13 protein-coding genes and 1 other RNA gene are annotated in these 16868 nt (G+C 52.9%); 11 read left to right on the plus strand and 3 right to left on the minus strand.

All coding sequences use genetic code 11. From position 1 onward, the window contains the following. The first annotated feature begins 2 nt into the window (after nt 1-2). From hutH to BM040_RS02350, 4 genes are all read left to right on the plus strand, one after another. On the plus strand, nt 3-1493 hold the full coding sequence (gene hutH, locus BM040_RS02335; RefSeq protein WP_092098627.1) for a histidine ammonia-lyase: 1491 nt from the start codon (nt 3-5) through the stop codon (nt 1491-1493). Between the two features lie 118 nt (nt 1494-1611). Continuing rightward, entirely contained in the window at nt 1612-3549 is a 1938-nt protein-coding gene (locus tag BM040_RS02340; protein WP_092098629.1) for a T9SS type B sorting domain-containing protein, read from the plus strand. A gap of 91 nt (nt 3550-3640) precedes the next feature. Beyond that, complete coding sequence (locus BM040_RS02345) at nt 3641-3976, plus strand: YbaB/EbfC family nucleoid-associated protein (RefSeq protein WP_092098630.1); 336 nt, start codon at nt 3641-3643, stop codon at nt 3974-3976. Next, nucleotides 3966-4988 (plus strand): glycosyltransferase family 2 protein, encoded by a 1023-nt coding sequence (locus BM040_RS02350; RefSeq protein WP_092098632.1) that lies wholly within the window; start codon nt 3966-3968, stop codon nt 4986-4988. Before BM040_RS02345 ends, BM040_RS02350 begins: the two co-directional genes overlap by 11 nt. On the opposite strand, the gene BM040_RS02355 is transcribed toward BM040_RS02350, so the two are convergent. After that, on the minus strand, nt 4983-5201 hold the full coding sequence (locus BM040_RS02355; protein ID WP_092099442.1) for a PspC family transcriptional regulator: 219 nt from the start codon (nt 5199-5201) through the stop codon (nt 4983-4985). The two genes, BM040_RS02350 and BM040_RS02355, sit on opposite strands and share 6 nt — an antisense overlap. Nucleotides 5202-5339: 138 nt before the next feature. Here BM040_RS02355 and BM040_RS02360 point away from each other — a divergent pair, with 138 nt between their 5' ends. From BM040_RS02360 to ligA, 7 genes are all read left to right on the plus strand, one after another. Continuing rightward, on the plus strand, nt 5340-7124 hold the full coding sequence (locus BM040_RS02360; RefSeq protein WP_175490949.1) for a tetratricopeptide repeat protein: 1785 nt from the start codon (nt 5340-5342) through the stop codon (nt 7122-7124). A gap of 86 nt (nt 7125-7210) precedes the next feature. Then, nucleotides 7211-8194 carry a pyruvate dehydrogenase complex E1 component subunit beta gene (locus tag BM040_RS02365; RefSeq protein ID WP_092098636.1) on the plus strand — a complete coding sequence of 328 codons (984 nt, stop codon included), beginning with the start codon at nt 7211-7213 and terminating at the stop codon, nt 8192-8194. Nucleotides 8195-8958: 764 nt separating this feature from the next. Continuing rightward, on the plus strand, nt 8959-9795 hold the full coding sequence (locus BM040_RS02375; RefSeq protein WP_092099443.1) for a DUF2279 domain-containing protein: 837 nt from the start codon (nt 8959-8961) through the stop codon (nt 9793-9795). A 66-nt stretch (nt 9796-9861) separates the two neighbouring features. After that, nucleotides 9862-10398: a DUF1572 domain-containing protein gene (locus BM040_RS02380; RefSeq protein ID WP_092098640.1), complete on the plus strand. Its 537-nt coding sequence runs from the start codon at nt 9862-9864 to the stop codon at nt 10396-10398. A gap of 60 nt (nt 10399-10458) precedes the next feature. Then, nucleotides 10459-11412: a Smr/MutS family protein gene (locus tag BM040_RS02385; protein WP_092098642.1), complete on the plus strand. Its 954-nt coding sequence runs from the start codon at nt 10459-10461 to the stop codon at nt 11410-11412. Nucleotides 11413-11559: 147 nt separating this feature from the next. Then, nucleotides 11560-11951, plus strand: an RNA gene (gene rnpB, locus BM040_RS02390) — RNase P RNA component class A. A gap of 933 nt (nt 11952-12884) precedes the next feature. Next, the gene (gene ligA, locus BM040_RS02395) at nt 12885-14894 is read left to right on the plus strand and encodes an NAD-dependent DNA ligase LigA (RefSeq protein WP_092098644.1); all 2010 of its coding nucleotides are present in this window, start codon (nt 12885-12887) and stop codon (nt 14892-14894) included. A gap of 67 nt (nt 14895-14961) precedes the next feature. Here ligA and BM040_RS02400 read toward each other — a convergent pair whose 3' ends face one another. Together BM040_RS02400 and BM040_RS02405 are read right to left on the minus strand one after the other, a co-directional pair. Beyond that, nucleotides 14962-15741: an ABC transporter permease gene (locus tag BM040_RS02400; RefSeq protein WP_092098646.1), complete on the minus strand. Its 780-nt coding sequence runs from the start codon at nt 15739-15741 to the stop codon at nt 14962-14964. Further along, nucleotides 15738-16697: an ABC transporter ATP-binding protein gene (locus tag BM040_RS02405; RefSeq protein ID WP_092098648.1), complete on the minus strand. Its 960-nt coding sequence runs from the start codon at nt 16695-16697 to the stop codon at nt 15738-15740. The genes BM040_RS02400 and BM040_RS02405 overlap by 4 nt, the downstream gene beginning before the upstream one ends. Between the last annotated feature and the right edge of the window lie 171 nt (nt 16698-16868).

The following is a 16868-nucleotide window of genomic DNA, read 5'->3' on the forward strand; positions in this document are numbered from 1 at the left end:
GTATGGCCCAGGTACACCATATCTCCAGCCAGCACCTGACACTGGAGCGCATCGGCACCATCCTTCGCGACAAGTATACATTAGCCCTGTCAGAGGAGGCAGAAGAGCGGATTGTGCGCTGCTTTGAGTATCTGCAGCAGAAAATCACCAACACGCACCAGAGCATCTATGGCATCAATACCGGCTTTGGCTCGCTGTATGATAAAAAGATCTCCCCTGCCGATTTGGAGCAACTGCAGCGCAACCTGATGATGTCGCACGCCTGCGGCACCGGCGAGGAAGTGCCGGAGGAGGTGGTGAAACTGATGCTGCTCCTGAAAGTGCAGTCGCTTGCCTACGGACATAGCGGCGTGCAGCTGCAAACGGTAAAGCGCCTGATTGACTTTTATAACCGCGAAGTATACCCGGTGGTGTACCAGCAGGGTTCGCTCGGCGCCAGCGGTGATTTGGCCCCACTGGCGCACCTGTGCCTGCCCCTGCTTGGCCTGGGCGAAGTATACTTCCAGGGCATGAAGATAGAAAGCCGCCATGTGCTGGAGATGTTCGGTTGGGAACCAATAAAGCTGAAGGCAAAGGAAGGCCTCGCCCTTCTGAACGGAACGCAGTTTATGAGCGCGTATGGCGTGTACAATCTACTCCAGGCTAAACGTCTATCCGCACAGGCCGATGTGGTGAGTGCGCTGTCGCTGGATGCCTTTGACGGGCGCATTGAGCCGTTTAACCAGCTCATCCATCAGGTGCGGCCGCATAAAGGCCAGTTGGAAACGGCCACCACCATGCGCGATCTGCTGGCCGGTAGCCAACTTACTAAGCAAGAGAAGCAGCATGTGCAGGACCCTTACTCCTTCCGCTGCATTCCGCAGGTGCATGGGGCGAGCAAAGATGCAATCCATTACGTGGAGCAGGTTTTTCTAACCGAGATTAACGCTGTAACCGATAACCCGAACATTTTCCCGGACGAGGATGAAATCATCTCAGGAGGCAACTTCCACGGGCAGCCACTAGCCTTGGCGCTCGATTTCCTGGCGATTGCCGTGGCCGAGCTAGGCAGCATCTCCGAGCGTAGAACCTACCAGCTCATTTCTGGCCAGCGGGGCTTGCCAGCGTTCCTGGTGGCGGAGCCTGGCCTGAACTCCGGCTTTATGATTGCGCAGTACAGTGCGGCCTCTATCGTTAGCCAGAGCAAGCAGCTGTGCACGCCTTCGTCGGTGGACACCATCCCGTCCTCACACAACCAGGAGGACCACGTGAGCATGGGCGCCAACGCTGCCACCAAGGCGTATCAGGTGATGCACAACACCGAGCGGGTATTGGCCATCGAGCTGATGAATGCGGCGCAGGCCCTTGAATTCCGCAGGCCCCTGCAAAGCTCAGCGCCACTGGAGAAGCTGGTGCAGGCATACCGGGAGCAGGTGCCGTTTGTCTCTACAGACCGGGTGCTGCATTACGACATACAGCAAAGCATCCGTTTCCTGAGGGCTTATACTTTGTAAACCATCTTTTTAAAGTATAAAAAGCCTTTGCCAGCACAGCGGCAGAGGCTTTTTCTTTTAGAAGAGGCTATACTTTTCTGCCCTATTTTTAGTAGTTTGAACGTAGAGGTACTAGAAAATGAACCGCTTGAGATACCTGCTGACCATATGCTTTATACTTTGGGCCGCCGCTGCCTGGGCGCAGGATGACAGGTGTATTGCCGCGCTGGATGCCGCCGGGAATGAGCTGCAGGTGCTGTGCGTGGGGCAGGAAGTTACCATCAAGGACTGCTACGACAAGGCAGATGACGACAAGGAGTACTATGTGTTCGATTACAAAGGAGGGGCAATCCCATCGCCTTCCACCACTAACAAGAAGCACACCTATACAGCACCTGGCCGGTATAAAGTCCTTCAAATCGCCAACTATGGCAGCAACACTTCTACCGATACTATATCCAAGGTGTTTGAGGTAAAGGCCGTGCCGGAGCCGGTTTTCACTTTCCAAAGCTGCGCCAACGGAGCCGTTTCTTTTTCTGTTTCCAACCCGGAGTATGATGTGTATACTTACGACTTCGGCGATGGCCAGACACAGGAGACAGATGGCAAAACTACCATTACCCATACTTATTCTTCGCAAGGGAGCTTTACCGTCACACTGACTGGCAGATATAAGGGCAATGCCTGCAGCAACGCCAGCAGCCAAACTGTCTCCACCCTACCCTTACTTGACGAAGAGAACCCCACCCAGCTTGTGAAAGTCTCTGTGCTGGAACAAAGCGCCAATGGAAGTATACAACTGGAGCTGGCGGGTCTCGTGCCGGGCTATAGTTATACCGTGGAGCAGTTTACAGGCGACGTTCGCCAGCCATATATCCAGATTGGAGAGATTCAGGGTTTTAGCAGTAGCACCCTTACGCAAACAATTCAGAACGTCAACACGACCGATGGCACCTGGTACCTGGTACGCCCCGTGGATGCCTGCGGCAAGGTTTTCATCAACTCCAACATCGTGAGTGGCATTTCGCTGAATGTGCAGCCAGCTGAAGAGCAGGTGGAGCTGAACTGGGAATTCTCCCCTGACTTTCAAAGCTTCGAAGTATACCGAAACGGCACGCTGCTGCAGACGTTACGGGGTAATGCCACCTCGTTCACCGACACAGAGGTTACCTGCGGCCAGACCTACAGCTATTACGTAGTGGGCACGGGAACCGACCCGCAAGGAGACCGCTATACTTCTGTTTCCGCCACGCTGGATGCAGAAATTATCTCTACCGTGGTGCCAGCTGCGCCATTCTTGCTTTCCAGCTATAACCTGAGCAATCAGGTAGAACTGACGGTGCAGCTGCCGGATGGACAGCAGGCAAGCGCTGTGGTTATCGAGCGAAGTATAAACGGCGCCCAGTACCAGCAGCTCACGCAATCGCAGCAGACAAGTATACTGGATGAAAGTATAAACCGGCAGCCGGCTTGCTACCGCGCCACCTTCACCAATATCTGCGGCATCACCGCCCCTGTCAGCAATATTTCCTGCCCCGTTCTGCTTAGTGCCGAGCAGCAAACCGATGGAAGTATTGCGCTGAACTGGTCGGACTACGCTGGCTTCCCCGATGGCGTGGGGAAGTATACCGTTGAGCTGTTGGATGAGAACGCTACGGTGGTGGCCAGCTATCCTGCCACCAGCCAAAGCTTTACCGACCAAACCAGAAGCGACGAGCTACCGGTGCTCCGCTACCGCATCCGCGCTACCTCCCAAAACGGCAGAGGCATCTCTTTCTCCAACCTCGTGGAGATAGAGCAAAGTGCGCTGGCCTATATCCCAAGCGCTTTTACCCCAAATGGAGATGGCCTGAATGATGTTTTCGAGATAAAGGGCAAGTTCTTTACCGGTTATACGCTGCAGGTCTACAACCGCTCCGGCAATGTGGTGTACGAGGGCACGGAGGCCGATGCGGCCTGGGATGGAACCCAGAACGGGCGCGAATTGCCGGCCGGCGCCTATGCCTACATCCTTACGCTAAAGACCAGCTTCGGTACAACCAAGCAGCGGACCGGCACGATTACGCTCTTGCGGTGAGCATTCGGCCGGAGGTAAAAAATAGTGCGTATATTTGTCAATAGATTGGCTGATGAAGCGTTAGCCGCATACACGCAATAAAAGAAAAACTATGTTTGATATGATGGGCATGATGGGCAAGATTAAGGAAGCCCAGGCCAAAATTAAAGAAGCACAGGAAAAGCTAAAAGACGTTACCGTTACCGCTGAGTCGGGTGCCGGTTTGGTAAAAGCCACTGTGAACGGACACCGCCAGCTCCTAAAGATTGAAATAGACGAGTCCATCCTGAACGTGAATGACCGCGAAATGGTGAACGACTTGGTAGTGGCTGCCGTGAACAATGCCATGCTGACCGCCGGAGAGCGCGCGCAGGAAGAAATGCGCAAACATACAGAAGGCCTTATCCCGAACATTCCCGGATTAGACCTAGGCAGCTTTGGACTATAAAACACCGCACACGGCCGTTGTCATCCTAAACTGGAACGGCCTGAAACATTTACAACAGTTCCTGCCATCGGTGGTGGCTAACAGCGGCAATGCGGAAATCATTGTGGCTGACAACGCCTCCAGCGATGGCTCCATTCCTTTCCTGCAGGAGCACTACCCACAGGTGCGCCTCATCCTGCTGTCCGAAAACTTTGGTTTTTGCGAGGGTTACAACAAGGCGCTGCAGCAGGTAGACGCCCAATACTATGTGCTCCTGAACTCTGACGTGGAGGTACCACCGGGCTGGACGGAGCCAATTATCGCCCTGATGGAGCAGGACCAAACTATAGCCGTGTGCCAGCCCAAGATTCTGGCGCAGCAGCACCCGGGCTATTTTGAGTACGCCGGGGCCGGAGGCGGCATGCTGGACGCCTTGGCTTACCCCTATTGCCGTGGGCGTCTGTTCGAAACGCTGGAGGAGGATAAAGGCCAATACGACGATGTACAGGAGGTGTTCTGGGCAACCGGCGCCTGCATGTTCGTGCGGGCCGAGGCCTACCATAAACTTGGCGGGTTGGAGCCGGCTTTCTTTGCCCACATGGAGGAGATTGACTTCTGTTGGCGTGCCAAAAACGCAGGATATAAAGTGATGTACAATGGCCACAGCCGCGTGTACCACGTAGGCGGTGGCACACTGCACAAGTCAAACCCTCGCAAGACTTACCTAAACTTCCGGAACGGGCTGGCGCTGCTATTTAAGAATATCCCTACGCGGGAACTGGTAATGGCTATGTTAATCAGGATATTGCTCGATTGGGTGGCTGCCCTGCGCATGGTGATTGCCGGACAGACAAAGGACGCCAAAGCGGTATTGGATGCTCACGCTGACCTGCTGCGGAACCGCACCTATTGGCGGCGGCAACGAAAAGAGCAGCAGCCAAAGGGCAATTTCCCGTACATCAGCGGCGTTTACAAAGGCAGTATCGTATGGCAGTATTTTATCCGGCAAAAGCGGACGGTACGGGAGTTATAAGTCCCAGACAGTGCTGCGTTCGCGGCGAAGGTGCTTGCTTACATTCATCCAGAAGGCCAGCATCAGGTAAAGGATAACGGGCGACCCCATGGTGAGAAAGGAAACATAGATGAACGTGAGACGGATGCTACTGGAGGCAAAGCCCAGCTTCTCTCCAAGCATCGTGCAAACGCCAAAAGCCTGCGATTCTATAAAGTATTGAAGCCGTTTCATGTACATCTTTTTAAAGTTCTAAATTATACTTTATTCCTTAAACATCAAAATTAAACAACGCGCCGGAAAGTATAACCTTAACGTAAAAACACAGTTTGTGGTGTACCCTACATGTACGGCAAGCGAAAAAAACAGGACATGCAACAGTACAAAAAAAACAAAAACTACCTCCTGCTCCTCACCCTCGGCCTTAGCATCGGCAGCACCGGCTGCACGCTGCAGCGCATGGTAAAAACAGCCGAAAAGGACCAGCAGGTAACGGTAGTGCCCTCCCCCCTGACGACCAACGGAGAAAGTGTGAACTTCGAGCTGAAGGCACAGGTTCCGGAAAAACTCATCCGTGAGAAAGAAGTGTACAAATTGGATGTATACTACGAGTATGGCAAGGAGCAGAAGCGCGAAAACGTAGGCACCTATAGGTTTGAGGTGGGTGAGTTTCTTTATGAGGACAGAAAGCCCACCATCACCCGCCAACTCTCCTTTCCGTACGCTCCCGAAAAAACCAGTGGCCGTCTGATGGTGCAGGGCCGCGCCATTGCGCTCAAGGACAATGATGTAGAGTATACCAAGGCGAAGCAGGTGGCCGTCGGACTCAATACCACTCCCCTGCTGCTGGTGCGCAGCAACAGCTTCTCGTTCTCGGATAACAAGTATGCCGAGGCATCCGACAGCACCGGGCAAATAGTGTTCTACTTTGAGAGCGGCCAAACCAAGCTCGACGACTTGTCGGATGAGAAGTTGAAGGTGCTGGACCAGTATGCGATGGATAACGTGCCAGCGCAAAGTATAAAAATAACCGGCATGCGCTCGCCCGGCGAGAAAGGCAGCAACCTGGCCCAGAAACGCGCCCAAACCCTGGAGCAGCAGTATCGCCAAAAAGTAAAGCTGCTGGACTACAACGGTAAAAAGATACAGGTTACGACTGAAGTAGCAGACAATGTAACGGAAGTCCTGCTGGAGAAACTAGAGACCACCGCCTTGCCAAAGGAGCAAAAGCAGCAGGTACTGACTATACTTCAGGGGGAGCAGAGCGAGCAGGAAAAGCTGCAAGCCCTGGAAAAGACAGAGGCGTTTGCGTACCTGCAAAAGTATGTGTACCCCAGCCTGCAGACGGTGAAAATGGAGTTCAGCTATAACCGCAGCCGCAGACCGGACTATGAGCTATACTTACAGGCCCAGCGCATTGCCAAAGGTGAGGCAAGTGCCGACCAGCTAACGGAGGATGAGTTACAGCATGCCGCTACCCTTACGCCACTGCTGGCCGAGAAACGTAAGCTGTATGAGGCTGCCGTGAAAACCACCGACAAGTGGCCGGCTTACTATAACCTGGGCGTGGTATACTACGAAATGGCGCAAAAAGACTATCGTCCTGCCGCTAAAAAAGAGCTGCTGGAGAAGGCGGTGCATAACCTGACCTTTGCCGGCTACCGCAACCCCACACCGAAAGTATACTATGGCTTGGCCAGTGCTTACCACCAGTTGGGCAAGTATAACGAGGCGCTCGAGTACTACAACTACGCCCTTACCCTGGGTGGCGAGGAGGAGATGCAGCAGGCCCTGTTTGCCGACAAGGCCGCTCTGGAAATCGAGACCGGCCGCTACGACGAGGCCATCGCCAGCCTGCGCTACGCCGGCGACACGTATCAAACTAATATGAACCTTGGGCTGAGTTACCTGTTAAAGGAGAACTATGAGGGAGCAAAGGACTTCTACCTGAAGGCCCTGGAGCAAAAGCAAAACGATGCGCTGGCCTACTATAGCCTGGCCATACTTGGCGCCCGCAGCCAGGACGAGGAGATGCTGGAGAATGCCCTGCGCCGCGCCGTTAACGCCGACAAGGCCTTCACGCAGAAAGCGATAAACGACGTGGAGTTTGAGGCATACCGCGACAAGCCAGCCTACAAAGATGCGCTAATCCGTTAGTAGGGCTGGCAAAAACAGGTGGTTGCCTTGTTTATTCATAGAGTTATCTTAATTTTACAAGCTGAACCGAGATTATAACATCTGAAATGCGAAGTATACAGTTTAGAGAAGCCCTCCGCGAAGCGATGTCGGAGGAAATGCGCCGCGACGAGCGTGTGTTTCTGATGGGCGAAGAAGTAGCCGAGTACAACGGAGCCTACAAAGTGAGCCAGGGCATGCTGGACGAGTTCGGCCCGAAGCGTGTGATTGACACTCCGATTGCAGAACTTGGCTTTGCCGGTATCGGCGTTGGTGCTGCCATGAACGGCCTGCGCCCTATCATTGAGTTCATGACCTTCAACTTCTCGTTGGTGGCCATCGACCAGGTGATCAACTCTGCTGCCAAAATGATGTCTATGTCAGGTGGCCAGTACGGTGCGCCAATGGTGTTCCGTGGTCCAACCGGTAGCGCCGGCATGCTGTCTTCCCAGCACTCGCAGAACTTCGAGAACTGGTATGCCAACACGCCCGGTTTGAAGGTAGTGGTTCCATCCAACCCTTATGATGCCAAAGGCCTGCTGAAGTCCGCTATCCGCGACAACGACCCGGTAATCTTCATGGAGTCTGAGCAGATGTATGGCGACAAAGGCGAGGTTCCGGAGGAGGAGTACCTGATTCCGATCGGCGTGGCCGATATCAAGCGCGAAGGCTCTGACGTAACCATCGTTTCTTTCGGTAAGATGATGAAAGTAGCCCTGGCTGCTGCCGAAGAACTGGCGAAAGACGGTATCAATGCCGAGGTAATCGACCTGCGCACTGTTCGTCCAATCGACTACAAAACACTGGTGGAGTCTGTGAAGAAGACCAACCGCATGGTAGTAGTAGAAGAGGCATGGCCATTGGCTTCTATCTCTGCCGAGCTGGCTTACCACATCCAGAGCAATGCCTTTGATTACATGGATGCTCCTGTGAAACGCGTTACCTGCCGCGACGTGCCGCTTCCTTATGCCCCTACGCTTATCGAGGCGTCACTGCCTAACGTAGCGCGTACCATCGAGGCGGTTAAATCAGTAATGTACACGAAAGCATAAGTATAGACTTACAGCTTTGAAAGTATAAAAAGCGGCGGAGCTCTTGGGTTTCGCCGCTTTTGTTTTTAGGGCTAGTCAAGAAAAGAGCTGGTACTACTTTATACTTGGTATAGCAGATACGATACCGGGTCCAACCACCCCTACCCCTCCTTGTCTAAGGCGGGGAGCTCTGTTGTTACTGATGCTGAAGTATAAGTTTTATAGCCGCTGTCTGTGCAAAGTATTAATCTGGCAGGCGATTACACCCCTATATGAGCTTTGCTCGCAAGCATCGAACTCACGTTCTCACTTGTCCTCAAGGGGACAGTTTCTGTATTACTTTTTTATACTTTACTTTCCAGTAGCAGAAGCTATGGCTATCGAACCTATCCCAGCCTTTGGGTTGAGCGCCTCGAGAGGTTCCGGTGCCGAGCTGGAGGCGAGGCAGCCCGAGGCACGAGGGCAGGAAGCGAAAGCAGCGCGATGCTCGAAGGCGAGCCCTCTCGGGCTTGAGAGCTCCAAAGCAAGATATGAAACAAGTCGCTTGTGGGAACTAGAGGATGAACGGCAGCTAGTAAGGATAGCTTGTGTCAAGCTGCGGGAAGCAGCGGCTAAGAAAGTATAAACTGGCAATCCGAAGTATAAAACAAGTAAAAGTACAGCCGCCTAAGAAGCAAGTCATCTCAAACAAACAAAACCCGGAATAAGCCCTATCTTTGCCCCTGATGCGCCAAAGGTTTACACTATACTTCCTGCTACTTCTCCTAACGCTGCCCCGGCTCAGCATGACACAGGCCCCAGTCGATACGGTGGCTGTAAATAACAAAAGGCTCCTGGTGCTTGGCTCTACGTTCGCCGTTGGCTATACGTCCATGCTGATATCGCTGAACAAGGCGTGGTATAAAGAAGAGCGCACAGGTTTTCATTGGTTCAACGATAACCACGAATGGAAACAGCTGGACAAGGCAGGGCATTTCTGGAGCGCCTTCCATCAGAGCCGTGCGGGAATTGATATGCTGCGTTGGGCAGGTGTTCCGGAGAAGAAAGCCATACTTTATGGGGGCCTTACTGGTATTATACTGCAAACCCCCATCGAGGTATTTGATGGGTATCAGGAAGATTATGGTGCTTCGGTGGGCGACCTGGTGGCCAACACCGTTGGGTCTGCGGCTGTAGTGGCGCAGGAACTGGCCTGGCAGGATGTTCGCATTATGCCTAAATTCTCCTTCCATACTACCCGTTATGCCGAGATGCGCCCCAATGTGCTCGGCAGCAGCCTGGCAGAGCAAGCCCTGAAAGATTATAACGGGCAAACCTACTGGCTCTCGGTGGATGTGAGTGCCTTTCTGAAAGAAGAGAGCAGGTACCCCAAATGGCTGAACATCGCCGTGGGCTATGGTGCCCAGCAAATGGTTTATAATGACCCGGAAGCGAACAAAGCAGCCGGCCTGGACCACTACCGCCAGTATTACCTCAGCCCTGACCTAAACCTGATGCACTTTAAAAGCCGCAGCAAAGTATGGAACACCGCTCTCTACGTACTGAGCATTATTAAAATTCCCGCGCCCACACTGGAATATAACCGCAAAAATGGCCTAAAAATGCACGCTCTATACTTTTAAGTTGACGTGAAGCCTCCTACTTTTACAGAGAAACCGCAGGCGTACACATCAAACAAAGTATAAACTATGAAAACTTCCTACTTAGACTCTGCCATCAAGCGCTTTGAATACTATAAAACGTTAGGCGATAAAACCTTTAGCCAACTAACCGAGGAGCAGCTTTTCTGGCAGCCCAGCTCTGAAAGCAACAGCATTGCTACGCTGGTAAAGCACCTCTGGGGCAACATGCTCTCCCGCTGGACCGATTTTCTGACGACCGACGGAGAAAAAACCTGGCGCAACCGGGACGCCGAGTTCGAAAATGATATCAAAAGCCGGGAAGAACTGCTCTTGAAGTGGAACGAGGGCTGGACTTGTTTCCTCAACGCACTCCACACCATCACAGATGAAGACCTGGACAGGGAGATTTTTATCCGCAGCGAGTCCCACACCGTGCTAGATGCCATCAACAGGCAACTGGCACACTATTCCTACCACATTGGGCAGATAGTGTACATTGGTAAGCTCTTACGTAATGAGGAGTGGAAAACCCTTTCTATACCCAAGGGCAAGTCTTCGGAATTCAACGCAGAGAAGGCAAACGAGGCAGGCAGGAATCCATAATCGGTTATTGCCTGTTTCCAAAGTATAAATAACATCGATAGAACTAAAACAAAGTATAAAATGAACGTAGGAGACCGCGTGCGTCTGATGTCTGGCCGTGAGGAAGGCATTATCACGCGCATTTTAGATAACAACCTGGTAGAGGTAGCCATTGATAACGACTTTACCATCCCTGTAGCCAGGCGCGAAGTGGTGGTGATTGCGGCCGAGGAGCAAAAGTATATGCGCCAGGACGAGACTGCCATACAACCAAGCAAACGTAAAGAGCCAGTTGCCCCGGTGCTGGCCGCGCAGGGCATTTACCTGGCGCTGGTGCATCAGTCGGAGGAACTGCTGGCGGTAACGGTGGTAAACAACTCGGATTATGATGTGCTATTTACCAGCGGCGAAGAGCGCGAAAGCAAGTACCGTGGCCTGCAAAACGATAAACTCGCCCCAAAAGGCACCCGCGTAATCACGCATTACCACCTGAAAGAGTTTGAAAAGTGGCCCAGCCTTATTATTCAATTCATACAGCACCGCAACGGCAGCCCCACCCTCTTCGAGCCGGTGGTAAAACGCGTGCAGTTTAAGGCCAGCTCCTTCTACAAGAGCAAGCGTACCGCACCGGTGCTGAACAAAGAAGCTTACCTGTTCCAGCTCGACCAGAAGCCTGTTTCCGTGAACCCGGACAAGATAAAGGAGCAACTGGCTGAGGCCGTGGAGAAGAGCGAGAACTATAAACTCACAGCTCCCGAGCATGAGGTAGACCTGCACATCGAGAAGCTGGTAGAGGACCACAGCGGCATGAGCAACAGCGCCATCATCAAAATACAGCTGGAGCGTTTCCAGGATGCGTTAGACAGAGCCATGGCCACCAACATGCATGAGATTGTGTTCATCCACGGCGCTGGCAACGGCGTGCTGCGCAAGGAACTACAGAAAATCCTCAGCCGCACCCCCGGCATCAAGTACTTCGAGGACGCCCGCAAAGAAAAATTCGGCTACGGCGCCACACTGGTGAGACTGAAGTAAGTTAGAGAGTTAGAAGGTTAAAAAGTCAGAAAGTCGTGAATGCTCGTTCTATATTTCAACTTTCTAACCTTCTAACTTTTTAACTCTCTAACTACCTCGAACCTCCAGTTCGAGTTTTATGTTATCTTTGCGCTGAACAAAGTATCAACGGTGAGCCGTCTTATCGCTGCCCTTTTTGAGGGGAGAGGAAAGTCCGGGCAACGCAGAGCATCCTACTTCCTAACAGGAAGGGTCTGTTTTGGAGACGAAACGGATACAGCCAGTGCCACAGAAAATTACCGCCAGCCTTGTGCTGGTAAGGGTGAAAAGGTGCGGTAAGAGCGCACCAGCGGCTGGGTGACCTGTCCGGCTGGGTAAACCTTAGGAGTTGAAAGACCAAATAGGCCGGCAGCGCCTCGTTTCGGCGGGGCTAAGGGCTGCTCGTCCGATGTCGGTGGGTAGGTCGATGGAGCCTGTGCGCGAGTGCAGGCCTAGATAAATGATAAGACGCACGCCTCCGGGCGTAGCGACAGAACCCGGCTTACAGGCTCATCGTTGATGTTTTGTTTTCCTGTCTTTTGAGAGCATTTATACTTGCCTGGCGCAGGCTTTCTCGCTTTCTTTTACTTCTTGACTCTTTTCGCCTGAGCCTTCATATTGATAAATTTTCCTTAAACGGCAGGGGCCATGCTTATTCTTTTGTCATCCTGAAAGGATCTTGTAGGCAGGAGGTGAAGCTGAGGCTACTGAGAAGTACATGCTCCATAGTTACCTTAGTCCAACGACCCCTAGCCCCTCCTTAGCTAAGGCGGGGAGCCTGTGATTACTTTGGCCAAAGTATAAGTTTCGTAGTTGAGGCTATTGCGCGGACAGGTCACGACCTGTCCCTACAAAGTAAACCCACCCCTAGCCCCTCCGAGGAGGGGATCTGTCTGCAGGCGATTAACACCCTTGAAGTCCCCTCAAGGGAACAGTCTATACTTGTTGGATTGCCAAAGGCAGAAGCTATCGAATCTGTTCCCAGTTTTTCTGGGAGGCGCCGGGGGTAGGGGCCCCCTTCTGCAAGTTTTTCCGGTGCCCGGAGGGCATTGCGACGTCAGGAGCAAAGGAAAAGCTCCCAGCGCCGAGCGGGAAAACGAGGCCTCCCGGCCTAGGAGGGCACCAAAGCCTGAGATGCAACTGTAGATGCGTGGGGCTGGAGGATAAGCAGTGGCTAGCAAGGAAAGCTTGGTTCCAGTTGCAGGAAGCGGCGCCTATGAAAGTATAAGTCAGCGAAAATGAAGTATAAAAGGCACGGGCTACAAGCCCGCGCCAGCGAAGGTATAAATCAGCAAGTATAGCCAAAGTATAAAAAGGCACAGGCGGACAATTGCTCCAGCTAATAGCACAAGTATAAAACTCTGCATCGCTGAGAAATCCTCCTTATCCTCTCCTCCCGCCAATCCTCATTCAGACAAATTTCCTATTTTTACAGGAAGTATAAATCACGAGAGATGGCAAACACACAAGACCCGGCCCTGGAAATACAGGAGCTGACGCAGAAGATAAATCACCTGAATTACCAATACTACCAGAATAGCATCTCCGAAGTGTCAGACTTCGAGTTTGACCAGTTGCTCAAGCGCCTGGAAGAGCTGGAGGAACGTTTTCCGGAGTATAAACTGCCGCATTCCCCTACCCAGCGTGTGGGCGGCACCATCACCAAAACCTTCGAAACCGTTTACCACCGCTGGCCAATGCTCTCGCTCAGCAACACCTACTCCGAGGATGAGCTGCGCGAGTTCGACAAGCGCGTACGCAAAGCCATAGGCGATGACGTCGAGTATGTGTGTGAGCAGAAGTTTGATGGCGTGGCCATAAGCCTGACTTACGAAAACGGCAGACTGGTGCAGGGCGCCACCCGCGGCGACGGCACACGTGGCGATAATATCACAGCGAACGTGCGCACCATCCGCGACATTCCGCTGCAGGCACACGGCAAAGACTACCCGGAACTGTTTGAAGTGCGTGGCGAGGTGTTTATGCCGTTCCAGGTATTTCAGCAGCTCAATGCCGAGCGCGAAGAGACGGGCGAGCAGCTCCTGGCCAACCCCAGAAATGCCACCTCCGGCACCCTCAAGTTGCAGGACTCGTCAGTAGTGGCCAGCCGCAAGCTAGGCTGCTTCTCCTACGGCATGCTGGCCAATAACCTACCTTTCGACACGCACTCCGAGAGTCTGCAAGCCATCCAGAAATGGGGGTTTAAAGTATCTGATACCTGGCGCAAATGCAACGGCATTGAAGATGTATTGGCTTACATCAACGAGTGGGAAAAAAGACGATTCGAGCTGCCGATTGCTACCGATGGCGTGGTGGTGAAAGTGAACAGCTATGCCCTGCAGGAGGAACTGGGCTATACTGCCAAGAGTCCGCGCTGGGCGATTGCCTATAAGTATGCTGCCGAGAACTCCGCTACCAGGCTGCTGGGCATGCAGTACCAGGTAGGCCGCACGGGAGCCGTGACTCCGGTTGCCCTCTTGGAGCCAGTTCAATTGGCTGGTACGGTGGTAAAGCGCGCCTCCGTGCACAACGCCAACGAAATTCAGCGCCTGGACCTGCGCCTGGGCGATACCGTTTTTGTAGAGAAGGGTGGCGAGATTATCCCAAAAATCACGGGGGTTGATTTTGCCCAGCGCCCTGCCGACAGCCAACCCATCCTCTACCCTACCCACTGCCCTGCCTGCGACTCCGAGCTGGTGCGCGCCGAGGGCGAGGCGCAGTTCTACTGCCCGAACGAGAAAGGCTGTGAGCCGCAGATACTGGCCAAGTTGGAGCACTTCATCTCCCGCAAGGCCATGAACGTGGATGAGCTGGGCCCCAGAACCTTGGAGCAGCTTTACCGTGCTGGCTATGTGCGCAACGTGGCCGACCTTTACGACATTACTTTCGAACAACTGGTGCCGCTGGAGCGCATGGGCGAGAAATCGGCTAACAACATCCTCAACAGCCTACAGAAGTCGAAGGAGACGCCGTATGACCGCGTACTATTTGCCCTGGGCATCCGCTTTGTGGGTAGCACCGTGGCCAAAAAGATAGCCGAAGAGTTGCCGGACCTGGAGGCTTTGCGTGGCGCAACTTACGAAGAACTGATTGCCATCAACGAAATCGGTGATCGAATCGCTCATTCTATCCTTTCCTATTTCCAGGAGCCAGACCATATAGAGCTCTTAGAGCGCCTGAAAGCAGCCGGGCTTAAGTTCAAGTCTGAGAGAACTGCCCCGGATATTCAGAGTGACCGGCTGGAAGGTTCTACCTTTGTGATATCCGGCGTGTTCGAGAGCGTGAGCCGGGAGGAGTTGCAGCAACTGATTATTAGCCATGGTGGCAAAGTCGTGAGTTCTATCTCCAAAAAACTTTCCTACCTGGTGGCCGGCGACAAAATGGGCCCCTCCAAGCTGGAGAAGGCAGAGAAACTGGGCATCAAGATTTTATCAGAAGAGGAATTTCTAGGGATGATCAGATAGTATAAAAAAAGCGGCACCGGGAAACCCAGTGCCGCTTTTCCTCAAACAAACAACAAAACAAGATACTTCAGGAAATACGCTTACGGGAAACATCAAAATAGCCAAGTATAAACACCAGTAAGCCAGTACCTAAGCTCAGTAAGACCTCCTGCCCAAACACGTTCTGCAGCGAAGTTTCATTCGGGAAATCCTTGATAGCCATGAACGGGTAAGCAAACGGATAGTAGTGTATATGCTCCCACCGGAGTGCCACCATCAACGTGATAATGCCCACAATTCCCACGCCCATACTTAGGGCAAAGCTGCTCCACCGAATGCTGAGCCAAAACTGCAGGGCAATGATGACAAACGTTGCCAGGAACAGCTTCAGCACCGAGATATAAACCGGTAAAAGGCCAGTCATAACCTCAAAACCTAAGTCCGGGCGCACCACCGACAGGAAAAGGCCGGCAGCCAGGTAGGCCACTACAAACACCACATTGCTCAGCAGCACCAGCCCCAGCACCGTCGTTGCCTTTGCAGTATAAATAGTACTTTTAGGCAAGGGCAAGGCATACAAATGCTTCCAGCCATTGGCCCTGTGCTCTATGCCATTGGTCAGGCTGGTGAGCAGCGCAATGTAAATGGGCATTAGCAGCAAGGCATACACTCCAAAGTTCTGTGCCGCGAACCGGTGCCAGGGGTTAATTCCTTCGGTTACAAAATGCTGCCCTTTCGACCAGAAAACAAGCACATTCATACTTACTAGGGCACAGGGAGCCAGTATGGCAAGCCAAAGGGCGAAAGTGTTTTTGAGCTTTAGCGTTTCGGCGCTCAGGCTGCTGCGGTAGTAGGTGGCGGCGTTCATGGCTTCAGGACTGGTGTAGACTCTGACATGGGAACAGTGGCCGAGTCGCGGTTGGTAATGTTTAAAAAGAGCTCTTCCAGGTTTTGCGTGTGGGTACTGAGGCGGTATACTTCCAATCCATTCACGATTAGGAAGCGGTTGATTTTAGCCACCTGCTGCCTGTCCTGCACCTGCACTGCCAGCACATCGTCCTGCTGGGGCAAGAGCTGGTACGCGTGGTCGGTGAGTAACTTGTGCGCAATAGCGTTGTTGCTGGTCTCCAGTTGCAGTACGTTGCTCTGAAAAGTGCCCTGGTAGAGCTGCTGCAAACTACCCTGGTACAAGGTGGTTCCCTTGTCGATAATCGCCACTTCGGTAGCGCATTTCTCAATCTCGGAAAGCAAATGGCTTGAAAGGAAGATGGTTTTTCCAAAGTCCCGGTTCAGGCGCACAATCAGCTCCCGCACCTCCCGGATACCGCTTGGGTCCAGGCCATTGGTGGGCTCGTCCAGCACCAGCAGTTCAGGCTCAGACAGCAGGGCCAGCGCGATGCCGAGGCGCTGGCTCATGCCCAGCGAGTACTCCTTTGTTTTGCGGGGCGCATCTTTAGTAAGGCCAACAATCTGCAGCACTTCGGCGATACGGCTCTGGGGCGCCTGCACCATGCGGCGGTGCATTTCCAGGTTGTCGTAACCGGAGAGGTGGCGGTAAAGCGTGGGCATCTCGATAAGCGAGCCGGTGCGGCGCAGGATGTCGAGGCGGTGTTCGGTAAGGTCCTGCCCATGCACCCGTACCTGCCCCTTGGGCACAGGCAGAAGACCGAGCAAAATGCGAATGGTGGTGGATTTTCCGGCACCGTTTGGTCCCAGAAAGCCGAAAATAGCCCCTTTCGGTACCCTTAACTCCAGATCATGCAGTACCTGATGCTTTCCGAAGCTGTAACTCAGGCCATGGGTTTCAATGATAAATGGATTCATAGTTTTATTTTAGTAGCATGGCCGTAAAGGATGTAATTATTTCAGCATCAAAAAAATAGATTATACTAACACCTAAAATGCCTAGACCAATGAGAATGAGGGGTGTTAGTCTTTTAAAACAGAACTTTAATCCGGATGTGGGCCTGATTGGTATATTGACGTGTGGGGGCA

This window comes from Pontibacter chinhatensis, from assembly GCF_900113285.1.
In the GTDB taxonomy this organism is placed as follows: domain Bacteria; phylum Bacteroidota; class Bacteroidia; order Cytophagales; family Hymenobacteraceae; genus Pontibacter; species Pontibacter chinhatensis.